At 67.7% G+C, this 10,919-nt stretch carries 12 protein-coding genes and 1 riboswitch; of the genes, 8 read left to right on the forward strand and 4 right to left on the reverse strand.

The window, feature by feature from the left end; all coding sequences use genetic code 11:
* Positions 1–47: 47 nt before the first annotated feature.
* Both Q0672_RS05500 and Q0672_RS05505 read right to left on the reverse strand, forming a co-directional pair.
* A complete protein-coding gene (locus tag Q0672_RS05500) occupies positions 48–1,085 on the reverse strand; it encodes an SGNH/GDSL hydrolase family protein (RefSeq protein WP_298620552.1) in 1,038 nt (345 codons plus the stop codon).
* Positions 1,086–1,267: 182 nt separating this feature from the next.
* A complete protein-coding gene (locus Q0672_RS05505; RefSeq protein ID WP_298620554.1) occupies positions 1,268–1,621 on the reverse strand; it encodes a RidA family protein in 354 nt (117 codons plus the stop codon).
* Positions 1,622–1,714: 93 nt separating this feature from the next.
* Between Q0672_RS05505 and ilvA the strand changes: the two genes are divergently transcribed.
* From ilvA to Q0672_RS05520, 3 genes are read left to right on the forward strand one after another with little or no spacing between them, the layout of a single operon-like run.
* Positions 1,715–3,235, forward strand: coding sequence for a threonine ammonia-lyase, biosynthetic (gene ilvA / locus Q0672_RS05510; protein WP_298620556.1), 1,521 nt, complete (start codon positions 1,715–1,717; stop codon positions 3,233–3,235).
* Positions 3,236–3,268: 33 nt separating this feature from the next.
* Positions 3,269–4,147, forward strand: coding sequence for a hypothetical protein (locus Q0672_RS05515; protein ID WP_298620558.1), 879 nt, complete (start codon positions 3,269–3,271; stop codon positions 4,145–4,147).
* Complete coding sequence (locus tag Q0672_RS05520; RefSeq protein WP_298620560.1) at positions 4,144–4,527, forward strand: hypothetical protein; 384 nt, start codon at positions 4,144–4,146, stop codon at positions 4,525–4,527. Before Q0672_RS05515 ends, Q0672_RS05520 begins: the two co-directional genes overlap by 4 nt.
* A gap of 250 nt (positions 4,528–4,777) precedes the next feature.
* On the opposite strand, the gene Q0672_RS05525 is transcribed toward Q0672_RS05520, so the two are convergent.
* Entirely contained in the window at positions 4,778–6,235 is a 1,458-nt protein-coding gene (locus Q0672_RS05525) for a methyl-accepting chemotaxis protein (protein WP_298620562.1), read from the reverse strand.
* Positions 6,210–6,722: a PAS domain-containing protein gene (locus tag Q0672_RS05530; RefSeq protein WP_298620564.1), complete on the reverse strand. Its 513-nt coding sequence runs from the start codon at positions 6,720–6,722 to the stop codon at positions 6,210–6,212. The genes Q0672_RS05525 and Q0672_RS05530 overlap by 26 nt, the downstream gene beginning before the upstream one ends.
* 165 nt (positions 6,723–6,887) lie before the next feature.
* Positions 6,888–7,106, forward strand: a riboswitch (cobalamin riboswitch).
* Between the two features lie 214 nt (positions 7,107–7,320).
* Between Q0672_RS05530 and Q0672_RS05535 the strand changes: the two genes are divergently transcribed.
* From Q0672_RS05535 to cbiD, 5 genes are all read left to right on the forward strand, one after another.
* A complete protein-coding gene (locus Q0672_RS05535; protein WP_298620566.1) occupies positions 7,321–7,959 on the forward strand; it encodes an energy-coupling factor ABC transporter permease in 639 nt (212 codons plus the stop codon).
* A gap of 3 nt (positions 7,960–7,962) precedes the next feature.
* Positions 7,963–8,763, forward strand: a complete 801-nt coding sequence (cobM, locus tag Q0672_RS05540) for a precorrin-4 C(11)-methyltransferase (protein WP_298620568.1) — start codon at positions 7,963–7,965, stop codon at positions 8,761–8,763.
* Complete coding sequence (locus tag Q0672_RS05545) at positions 8,760–9,647, forward strand: sirohydrochlorin chelatase (protein WP_298620570.1); 888 nt, start codon at positions 8,760–8,762, stop codon at positions 9,645–9,647. The genes cobM and Q0672_RS05545 overlap by 4 nt, the downstream gene beginning before the upstream one ends.
* Positions 9,648–9,654: 7 nt before the next feature.
* Complete coding sequence (locus Q0672_RS05550) at positions 9,655–10,332, forward strand: precorrin-8X methylmutase (protein WP_298620574.1); 678 nt, start codon at positions 9,655–9,657, stop codon at positions 10,330–10,332.
* Positions 10,322–10,919, forward strand: a 598-nt coding sequence (cbiD, locus tag Q0672_RS05555) for a cobalt-precorrin-5B (C(1))-methyltransferase CbiD (RefSeq protein WP_298620572.1), incomplete at its 3' end; no start/stop codon positions are given. The genes Q0672_RS05550 and cbiD, both read left to right, overlap by 11 nt.

Raw genomic sequence — 10,919 nt, forward strand, 5'->3', positions numbered from 1 at the left:
CACCCCGGAAGGGGCAGGCCGTTCGACAACAGGGGTGCTGGAGAGGTTCAGCCGCGCATCTGGCGACGCCGCAGGAAGCCCATCATGCCCAGCCCGGCGAAGAGCAGCGAGAGGGTGGTGGGCTCGGGGACGGCCAGTGCATCGTAGGCCAGCAGGGCCAGCCGGTTGTGCAAGGCCTGGGACGGATGCATGTAGTCGAAGTACATGTAACCGCTGGCGTCGGCGCAGGTGGTCGGGGTGCCCCAGCCAGGCCGCGGCGCGCCGTCGGGATCGCCGGTGTAGCAGGCGTGGGTGGTGTCGGTGAAGCCGTAGGCGGCGGGGTCGTTGGTCACCTTGGTCTGCTCGGTGAAGACGTCGAACAGGGTGATGTCGAGCGCCGAAAAGGCTGCACTCCCCACCAGGCCCGCCAGGGCCGAGTTGAAGCCGACGCTGGCCGACTGGGCGATGCTGCTCAGGAGCGGACTGCCGGCATAACGGATGACCGGGGTCTGGGAGAGGTCGGGCAGGTTGAGCACCAGGAAGTGCTGGGCGCCATTGAGCCCCAGCGCGCCGATGGCCGAACCGATGGCCGAGATCGAGGTGCCGATCTGGGTGCCGATGGCCGACGGGCTGCCGCCCATCGCCACGGTGGTGATGCCGTCGGAGACGTTGTTCGCACCGGCCCACAGCACGTAAAGCGCGTTGGGGTCGGCGGCGCCCGCGTGACTGCTCACGTAAGACGTCACCTGCTGGTTGAACGACAGACCACCCAGCGGCACCAGCGCCGGCGTGATGCCATCGACCCGCGCGCCGCCGTAGGCGTAGTTGGTGCCACCCGCCACCGAAGGCGTGACCGAGAGGCCCATGAAGCTGGCCATGTAGTCGATGTAGTTGTAGCCGTTGGTGAAGCGGCCGGAGGTGGTGCCGTTGGTGAAGATCGAGGTCCGGGGTATGGCGCCACCGGAGATCAGCGCGTCGTTGCCGACGTCGGAGAGGCTGTCTCCGAAGACATACATGGCCGAGTAGGGCCCGGCTTGGGCGAGGGATGCCGAAAAGGCAAGGGCGATGCCGGCGGCACCAACAATAAAGCGCTGACGCAAAGTCATGACTACCTCCCGGGAGCAAGTTGGATGGCGGGCAAACGCCCGCTCACCCCTCTTCGGGGGGCTTTCCCCTGCGACGCGCCCAATTCGACACTATAGGCAGGGGACGAAAGATGTAAAGGCAGCAAAAACCCAATCTGGGCGAGCCATGCCGCCATGCCGACGGGAAGTGCCCGCCCGCGTCCTCAGCCCACCGCAGCCTGCACCGCCACCTCCACCCGCCAGCCGGGGTTCGCCAGGCGCACCACCTGCACGCAGGCGCGGCACGGGGCAGTGCCCGCCGGCACCCAGTCGTCCCACACGGCATTCACCGCGTCGTAGTCGGCCATGTCGACGAGATACAGCGTGGCCATCAGCAGGCGATCCTTGCCGCTGCCGGCGGCGATCAGGTAACGCTCCAGGCTGGCCAGCATCTGCGCCGTCTGGGTGGCCACGTCGGCGGTTTCGTCGGGGGGCACCTCGACGCAATGCACGACGCCGTTGTGCACGCAGAAATCGGAGTAGCGCCGGGTGGTGCCGGCCCGCTGGATGTCGCTCATGTCAGTTCCCGAAGAAAAAACCGTATGTTGCAGTGCAGTTCGTCCGGCTGCTACCCTTTGACGCTTCCCCAGCCGACAAGCACAGGTTCAGCCATGAGCGCGCAGCACCCCGACTACCTCCAGAAGATCCTCACCGCCCAGGTGTACGACGCGGCGATCGAGACGCCCCTCGACCTGGCTCCGAACCTGTCGGCGCGCATCCACAACAAGATTTGGTTCAAGCGCGAGGACATGCAGCCGGTGTTCAGCTTCAAGCTGCGCGGCGCCTACAACAAGATGGCCAGCCTCAGCCCGGCGGCCCTCAAGCGCGGGGTGATCTGCGCCTCCGCCGGCAACCACGCCCAGGGCGTCGCGCTGTCGGCCAAGAAGCTCGGCGTGCGCGCCGTGATCGTGATGCCCACCACCACCCCGGCGATCAAGATCGACGCGGTCAAGCGCCACGGCGGCGAGGTGGTGCTGGCCGGCGAGAGCTATTCCGACGCCTACGGCCACGCCAAGGAACTCGAAAAGACCGAGAAGCTGACCTTCGTCCATCCCTACGACGACGTGGAAGTGATCGCCGGCCAGGGCACCATCGGCATGGAGATCCTGCGCCAGCATCCCAAGCCCATCCACGCCGTCTTCTGCTGCGTGGGCGGCGGCGGCCTGCTGGCGGGCGTGGCGGCCTACATCAAGCGCGTGCGCCCCGACATCAAGGTGATCGGCGTCGAAACCGTCGACGCCGACGCCATGACCCAGTCGCTGGCCGCCGGCAAGCGCATCGAGCTCGCCAACGTGGGCCTCTTTGCCGACGGCGCGGCGGTCAAGCTGGTGGGCGAAGAGACCTTCCGCCTGTGCCAGGAATACGTGGACGAGATGATCCTGGTGGACAACGACGCCATCTGCGCCGCCATCAAGGACGTGTTTGAGGACACCCGCTCGATCCTCGAGCCCGCCGGCGCGCTGGCGGTGGCCGGCGCCAAGGAATACGCCAAGCGCCACGCCCTGAAGGACAAGACCCTGGTGGCCGTGGCCTCCGGCGCCAACATGAACTTCGACCGCCTGCGCTTCGTGGCCGAGCGTGCCGAAGTGGGCGAGCAGCGCGAAGCCGTGCTGGCCGTGACCATCCCCGAGAAGCCCGGCTCTTTCAAGAAGTTCTGCAACCTGCTCGGCAACCGCAACATCACCGAGTTCAACTACCGCTACGCCGACGCCAGCCGCGCCCACATCTTCGTCGGCGTGGGCGTGCACAACCGCGCCGAGGGCGTGCGCATCACCGAGCTGCTGCAGCGCCACGAGCTGCCCTGCCTGGATCTGACCGACGACGAGATGGCCAAGAGCCACATCCGCTACATGGTCGGCGGCCACGCGCCCCAGGCAGAAAACGAAGTGCTGTACCGCTTCGTCTTCCCCGAGCGCCCCGGCGCGCTCCTCAACTTCCTCGACACCCTGCGTTCCGACTGGAACATCAGCCTGTTCCACTACCGCAACCACGGCGCCGACTTCGGCCGCGTGCTGGTGGGCATGCAGGTGCCGTCAGCCGATCGCGACGCCTTCCAGGGCTTCCTCGACAAGCTCGGCTACGAATACGTCGACGAAACCGCCAACCCGGCCTACAGGATGTTCCTGGGCTAAAGGATCGGGATGAAGTTCCTTGGAGAGACATGAATGGTCGGTTCGCGCATACCTGGCAGCCTTTTGAATCCGGTTGAACAGCAAGGCTTCGATTTCGGAATCTCGTCTCAAGCACCATATGCCGTTCCGGGCCCGCTCGGCATCTATCAAGCCTCGCCCGGGAGCCCCCAGTTTCTCCCGCGGGCGCAAAAGGTGCTGCTCAGCCCGGCTTTCCGAGAGTCTGTCCAGATTACCAGCAGCATGACTGCGCCAATGGCATGGGATGCGTATTGGCGGTTGGCGTACGATCACGCCGACAAGGTATTGCAGGTGCAGGCCAATGAACTCCTTCGGCGCGGGAACATCACCAACATCGAGTTTGAGGAAATGGTCCGGGCGCGTAACACATTGGTCGAAGAGTTTCGAAAGCCGTTGAGTCCTTTCGCCAAGCAGTATTCGGAAATTCTGAAACCGGGTTCCAAGCTCCCGCAGCCGAGCGATTTGCTGGCCCGAAAGGGCAGCATCGAAGCCGTGCTGGAAAGTGTCGGCAAATCACGTGCTACCGTTAATCGGTTGAGCATGGTGTTTCGCGTGGCGGGATCGACCCTGATTGTTCTGGACATCACAGTGACGACCATGGTCGTGATGCAGGTGCCTTCGGAACAGCGCGGTCGTACGGCTGCACGTGAATACACAGGCTTGGGCGTTGGTGCGGCAGGTGGTGTCGGCGGTGCGTGGGCCGGTTGCGTTTCCCTGGCGGCCATGGGATCGCCAACCCTGGCTGTACCGGTCGTTGGTGAGGTGACCACGGGGACGTTGTGTGTTGTCGGCGGTATTTTGGGCGGACTCGGAGGTGGCTGGATTGGGCGCGAGACCGGGAAAGCCGCGGGTGAAGCCGCTTACGATTTTGTGACGACGTTCAGATGGGAATGATCGGGCGCTACCTCAAACGCCTGGCTGCCTTGATTCGGCGGGGGCGAGTCGAAGCGCTGGCGGTTTCGGCTGACGCCGCTGGCGTGTCGATGGGTAGCGACCGGGTGTCGTGGTGTGACGTGCGTCGTCTGGATGCCTGCAAGCGCGACATCTACGCTGGCGAATTGCTTTGTCTGGTGATCCTTGCCAAGGATGGGCGCGTGTATGAATTCAACGAGGAAATGCCAGGCTGGCAGGCGCTCGGCGAAGCGATCGAGCGTTACCTGCCAGAATCATTGTCCCGCGCCGAGTGGGCAATGAAGCTGATTGCCGCGCCGTCGGGCGAGGTGGTGGCGGTTTTTCCCGCGGCTCGAACGGAGTGGTTTCGGGTACGGTCGTGATGCACGGCTTGACCCTGGGCTGACCACCGCCACGCAACGAGGCCGGCAACTCGGACAAACGCCGGCCGACTCGGACCCAACACCTTCCGGCTCAAGCCGCCACGGCAGGCATCTCGCCTCTGCGCTCAGGTGCTTCGACCACCGTCTCGAACTGCATGTGGCTCCCGGTTGATCGCGGGCCAGACGCACAAGCCTTGCTGCAGTTCCGCGAGCCCAGCACAACCCAGCCGACTACGGGGCTCCTGAACCTTCAGGCCCGCCCGGCGTGCTTGTCGACGACGAACTGGTCGAGCAGCTCCATCACCTGGCGGCTGCCGGTTTCCATGTTGTTGAGCTCGTCCACGATCTGCGACTGGATCGTGGCGTCGTTCTGCCAGTCCTTTTCGAGCAGCGCCAGCACCCGGTGGGCACTGTCGTGCACCAGCGCGTGGGGCGCCTCCAGCTTGCCGTAGGCCGGGAGCGTCCCGAACAGAGCCTTCCCGTCGCCCCGGTACCAGCGGCCCAGGCGGCACGCCTCGTGACCGACAGCCACCGGCGCACCGTGCTCGCAGTCACCATCGCTGTTGAGCGACAGGTAGGTGCGCTGCTTGTAGATCATGTGGTCGAGCTTCACCAGGGTCGCAAAGCTCTTGTCGTGCACCTCGGCGGCCTGACGCTCGGTCTCCCGGGCCGCCAGCGCGAAGCGCCCGAAGGTGGCGGCCAGATCGCCCACCACCTGCTGCGAACACGCAGTCATCTCCCTCATCTCGCGGGCATTCAACTGCATCGCCTCGCTCTGGCCGATCAGGCCCTGCATCACCTCACCGATCGACTGGGACGCACCGCGGGTCGTTTCGGCCAGCTTGCGCACCTCGTCCGCCACCACCGCAAAGCCACGGCCCGATTCACCGGCCCGGGCGGCCTCGATCGCCGCGTTGAGGGCCAGCAGGTTGGTCTGGTCGGAGATCTCGTTGATCAGCGCCACCGACATCGCCACCTCGCGGCTGCGGGCGGTCATCTCGTCGATGGCCGACGCCACCTGCAGGATGCGCGTGCCGATGCCGTCGAGCTGCGACACCACCTCGGTCACGGTGCGCTGACTCTCGCCCGCCTCGCTGGCGGTGGCCGTGGCGGTCGCCGCGGCTTCGTGCATCTGAGCGGTGATCGCCAGCATGTCGGCCTGGTTGCCGGTGAGGTTGTTGATCAGGTTGCCGGCGTTGAGCATGCCGGCGTTGCTCAGCAGCAGGGTCTTCATCTGGCCGCGCAGATGGGCCGCCATCGACGCCAGCAGGGTGTTGTGGGCGGTCATCGCCGCCTGCAGCCCGCCGTGCAGGCCGGAGCGCTGGCCGATGCGCGCGTAGCGCCCGTCCATCTGCGCCCGGAAGGCGCTTTCGGACTCGCGGAAATACGCCTCCAGCTGGTCGAGCAGATCGTTCATCGCCCACCCCAGCCGGCCGATCTCGTCCTGATCGCCGATGCCGGTGATGCGCGACGAGAAATCCCCCTCGCCGACCTTCCCGGCCAACGCCAGCAGCCCGTCCAGCGGCGCCAGCGCCTGCCGCAGCCGGCGCAGCCCCCAGGCGGCAAGCGCGACGCCCGCCACCAGCCACATCAGCATCAGCGGGTGCGATCCGCCGACGAAGAACCCCGTCACCAGCGCCGCCAGCAGCAGTGCCGCCTGGCCCCACAGGAGCAGCGCCAGCCTAGAGCGCAAGGACGAACTGTTCATAGCCCCTCCCGTTGAGCGCCTTCATCAGCACCGCGGTGCCCGCCTCGATGGCCCGCGCGGCCCCGGCCGCCGCTTCGGCAGTGGCCATCTCCCGGTACAGCGCGCTGGCTGCAGCCACCGCCTCGCGTTGCGGCTTGCGGCGCACCGAGGTGTAACCAACGATGCCGCGCTCCCCGTCCCGGTCCGGCGTCACGGTCGCCAGCACCCAGTAGAAGCTGCCGTCCCTGGCCATGTTCTTCACGTAGCCGATGAACTCCTGCCCCGCCGCGATGTGATCCCACAGCAGCTTGAACACCGCCCGCGGCATGTCCGGGTGGCGGATGATGTTGTGCTGGCTGCCCAGCAGCTCGGCCTCGGTGTAGCCCGATAGCGCGATGAAGATCCGGTTGGCGTAGAGAATCCGGCCCTTTGCGTCGGTCTTGGTGACGATGAAATCATCGTCACCCAGCGAACGCTCGACCGTCGTCGGCGAAACCCTCGGTTTCATGTTGTCCCTCTTCCTTCGTGCCCGCGCTGTCCGCGGTGTTTTGTCTGGTCGGGGTGATCGGACCTGTAATGCGTTGTCGGCACTGCCCGAACCGGGCTGAAGGCAGGATTCATAAAAAGCCGGCCCATCGGCACGAAGGCTTGCCGCGTCGTAGCACATGCGGTTAGACTCCGCCCCGTTACGGGTGCCGAGCCTGCGTCTGCAGGCAAGGTGAAACGGGAAGTCCGGTGACGTCGGGAGCACGCGCTCCCTGGCCATTCCGGCGCAGCCCCCGCTGCTGTAAGCCTGACGAATCTGCTCAACGCCACTGTGCTCGCGCACGGGAAGGTCGGCAGAAGAGGATGAAGGCGAGCCAGAAGACCGGCCTGTGACGTTTTGGTGTGGTATTGGCCCCGGGGTGTGGGCAGAGCCGACCGATGGGCTTGCCCGATCACTGTCCGTCCGTTCCCGTTCCATCCGCCTTTCCGGAACCACGTCCGCCATTGGTCTTCGCCTGCCCGGCCCGCTGGCCACCGGTCCGTCTTTTCGTCTTTCGCTGCTTCTGCGCGCCCCCTGATGCCTTGCCGCACTTCGTCCAATCGTCACGAAGGGAAGCAAGATGCACATCGAACCGGGGTACGTCGCCAGTGCCAAGATCCTCGCCGCCAACGCCGCCGCCGTCGCCCTGTTGGGCAGCCAGTCGGTCCACCTCCTCAAAGCGCCTCAGCTGATCGTCCGCAGCCTGATCGCAGCAGTCGCCTTCACCCTGTTCATGCAGGCCTTCCACCTGCCGGTGGGCCCGTCGGAGCTGCATTTCCTGGGCGCGATGCCGCTCTACCTGGCGCTCGGTTTCGTGCCGACGCTGTTCGGCTTCGCCCTCGGCCTGCTGGCCCAGGGGCTGATCTTCGCGCCGGCCGACCTGCTCCACCTGGGCGTGAATACCCTCTCGCTGGCCCTGCCGCTGGTGCTGGTGCATGCCACACTCGGCCAGCGCCTGCGCGCCGCCGACACGCGGCCCACCCTGCGCAGCATCCTCAAGCTCGACGCGGCCTTCTACGGCGGCGTCACCCTGATGATCGGCTTCTGGCTGGCCATCGGCGAGGTGGCCACACCGCTCAGCGCCTGGCTCTCCTTCGCCTCGTCCTACGCCGCCATCGTGGCCGTCGAGCCGATCCTCACGCTGCTGGCGGTGCATGCCATCGCCCGCAGCCAGCACAGCGCAGTGGTGCGGCTGTGCTTCCAGCCCCAGGCGGTCTGAGCCATGACCGGCAAGGTCTGGTTCGTGGGTGCCGGCCCCGGCGACCCTGAACTCCTCACCGTCAAGGGAAGGCGCCTGCTCGAAAGCGCCGGCGCGATCCTCTACGCCGGCTCGCTGGTGGATCAGGCGGCCACGCTGTTCGCCCCGCCGGGCTGCGAGATCCGCGACTCGAAGGACATGACCCTTGAGGAAATGACCGCCTGGCTCCTCGACCAGAGCGCCCGCCACGCCAGCGTGGTGCGCCTGCAGACCGGCGACCCCGGCCTGTACGGCGCACTGGTCGAGATGACCCGCCCGCTCACCGCCGCCGGCGTCGAGTGGGCGGTGGTGCCCGGCGTGTCGTCGGCCTTCGCGTCGGCCGCCGCCGCCGGCGAGACCCTGACCCTGCCGGAAGTCACCCAGACGGTGATCCTCACCCGCGTGGCCGGGCGCACGCCCATGCCGCCGGGCGAGGAGCTCGAAGCCCTCGCCGCCCACCGCAGCACCCTGTGCATCTTCCTGTCGATCACCCTGCTGCATGAGGTCCAGCGCGCCCTGCGCGCTGCCGGCTGGGCCGAGGACGCGCCGATCCTGGTCGTCCAGAAGGCCAGCTGGCCCGGCGACGAGAAGATCGTCCGCGGCACCCTCGCCGACATCAAGCAGCGCTGTCAGGCCGAGAAGATCGCCAGCCAGGCCATGATCATCGCCAGCCCCACCCTGGGCGCCGCCGACTGGCCGACCCTCGCCCGCTCCAAGCTCTACGACCCCGCCTTCGCACACCGTTTCCGCAAGGCAACGGCCCGCGCACCGGAGAACCCCGCATGAACGACACCGCCATCCTTCTGGTCGGCCACGGCTCCCGCAACCGGGACGGCAACACCGAGATCCTCCACTTCGCCGCCCAGTGGCGCGAGCGCCACCCCGCCTGGCGCATCGAAACCTGCTTCATCGAGCACGCCGACGTGCTCCTCGACGACGGCCTCGACCGCGCCGCCCGCGACGCCCGCCACGTGCTGGTGATCCCCTTCATCCTCAACGCCGCCGGCCACGTGAAGATGGAGCTGCCCGCCGCCATCGAAGCCGCCCGCGCCCGCCACCCGGCGGTGCGCTTCAGCTGCACCCGCCACCTGGGCATGGGCCGCGAGATCCTCCAGGTGCTGCAAGGCCAGCTCGACCGCCTGATGAAGGCCCTCGACATGCCCGACCCGCAGACCACCGGCGTGATCCTCCTCGGCCGCGGCTCGTCCGACGCCGGCGCCAACGGCGAGCTGGCCAAGATGGCCCGCTGGCTGTTCGAGGACAACGACTTCGAGCTGGTGGACCTCGCCTTCACCGGCGTCACCTGGCCGCGCCTCGAAAGCGTCGTCCAGCGCCAGGTGCGCCTGGGCATGACCCAGCTGGCGATCGTCCCGGTGTACCTCTTCACCGGCGTGCTGATGGAGCGCATCAAGGCCCAGGTGGCGCGCCTGCACGCCCAGTACCCGCAGATCGCCTTCGCGCTGGGCACCCACTTCGGGTTCGACAAGGGCGTCTTCGACCTCCTCGACGCCAAGGTCGCCGGCCACGCCCTGCCCGAAGGCGGGCTGCTCGAATGCGACGGCTGCAAATACCGCCAGGCCGCCGAAGCCGAGCACCTCCACGACCACAGCCACACCCACGTCCCGGGCCACGACCACGCGCACGTCCCCCCCGTCGCCGTCCATGCCTGAACCCACCATGCGCACCACCAACATCGTCACCGAACAGCTCACCGCCGCCGGCCGCGCCATCGAGCACGACTCCTTCGCCATCATCGACGCCGAAACCGGCCCCCACGCCTACAGCGCCGACCAGTGGCCGCTGGTGCGCCGGATGATCCACGCCAACGCCGACTTCGAGTTCAACGGCCTCACCACCTTCCACCCGCAGGCCATGCAGGCAGGCCTCGCCCGCATCCTGGCCGGCGGCACGCCCGTGGTGGCGGATGTCGAGATGATCTGCGTCGGCCTCTCGCGGCCCCGCCTCGACCACTTCGGCATCACCACCCACCAGTTCATCTCCGACCCCGACGTGATCGACGCCGCCCGCCGCGAAGACACCACCCGCGCCGTCCAGGCCATGCGCAAGGCCCACCGCTTCGGCCTGCTCGACGGCGCCATCGTCGGCATCGGCAACGCCCCCACCGCGCTCATCGAGGTGGTCCGGCTGATCCGCGAAGAAGGCGCCCGCCCCGCGCTGGTGATCGGCATGCCGGTCGGCTTCGTGTCGGCCGCCGAATCGAAGGACCTGCTGATGACCGTAGACGACGTGCCGTGGGTGGCGATCCGCGGCCGCAAGGGCGGCTCGACCCTGGTCGTCGCCGCCATCCACGCCCTCCTCGGCCAGGCCGAGGAACACCAGCGCAATGGCCGCTGAGCTCGCCGTGGCCGGCCACGCGGCCCCCGACAAGATCCGCAAGGGCGACCCGAAACGGGATCGCGGCAGCCGCACGGGCTTCTCCACCGGCGCCAATTCCGCCGCCGCCGCGGCCGCCGCCACCCTCGGGCTGGTCCATGGCCGGGTGCCGGATTTTGTGGACTGCGTGCTCCCCAACACCCAGCGGGTGCGCTTCCCGATCTGCGACGGCTGGACCGACGGCCAGCGCGCCCGGGCGGTCAGCATCAAGGACGCTGGCGACGACCCCGACGCCACCAACGGCGCCCACCTCACCGTCGAAGTCGAGCGCCTGCCCGGCGCCTCCGGGCAGATCGTGCTGCGCGGCGGGCCGGGCGTCGGCATCGTCACCAAGCCCGGCCTCGGCCTCGACGTGGGCGGCCCGGCCATCAACCCCGTCCCCCGCCGCAACATCGGCGACAACGTGCGCGCCGCAGGCAGCCCCATCCTCGACGCCGGCGACGGGCTCGCCGTGACCATCTCGGTGCCCGGCGGCGACGAGATGGCCAAGAAGACCCTCAACGCCCGCCTCGGCATCCTCGGCGGCATCTCCATCCTCGGCACCACCG

The sequence above is a fragment of the uncultured Zoogloea sp. genome, from assembly GCF_937894855.1.
Taxonomy (GTDB): Bacteria; Pseudomonadota; Gammaproteobacteria; order Burkholderiales; family Rhodocyclaceae; genus Zoogloea; species Zoogloea oryzae.

Excerpts from the sequence above, each read along its gene's own strand:
- ilvA (WP_298620556.1), top strand. The coding sequence starts at position 1,715 with ATGAGCGCGCAGCACCCCGACTACCTCCAGAAGATCCTCACCGCCCAG.
- Q0672_RS05515 (WP_298620558.1), top strand. The coding sequence starts at position 3,269 with ATGGTCGGTTCGCGCATACCTGGCAGCCTTTTGAATCCGGTTGAACAG.
- Q0672_RS05500 (WP_298620552.1), bottom strand. The coding sequence starts at position 1,085 with ATGACTTTGCGTCAGCGCTTTATTGTTGGTGCCGCCGGCATCGCCCTT.
- cobM (WP_298620568.1), top strand. The coding sequence starts at position 7,963 with ATGACCGGCAAGGTCTGGTTCGTGGGTGCCGGCCCCGGCGACCCTGAA.
- Q0672_RS05535 (WP_298620566.1), top strand. The coding sequence starts at position 7,321 with ATGCACATCGAACCGGGGTACGTCGCCAGTGCCAAGATCCTCGCCGCC.
- Q0672_RS05520 (WP_298620560.1), top strand. The coding sequence starts at position 4,144 with ATGATCGGGCGCTACCTCAAACGCCTGGCTGCCTTGATTCGGCGGGGG.
- Q0672_RS05545 (WP_298620570.1), top strand. The coding sequence starts at position 8,760 with ATGAACGACACCGCCATCCTTCTGGTCGGCCACGGCTCCCGCAACCGG.
- Q0672_RS05550 (WP_298620574.1), top strand. The coding sequence starts at position 9,655 with ATGCGCACCACCAACATCGTCACCGAACAGCTCACCGCCGCCGGCCGC.
- Q0672_RS05525 (WP_298620562.1), bottom strand. The coding sequence starts at position 6,235 with ATGAACAGTTCGTCCTTGCGCTCTAGGCTGGCGCTGCTCCTGTGGGGC.
- Q0672_RS05505 (WP_298620554.1), bottom strand. The coding sequence starts at position 1,621 with ATGAGCGACATCCAGCGGGCCGGCACCACCCGGCGCTACTCCGATTTC.
- Q0672_RS05530 (WP_298620564.1), bottom strand. The coding sequence starts at position 6,722 with ATGAAACCGAGGGTTTCGCCGACGACGGTCGAGCGTTCGCTGGGTGAC.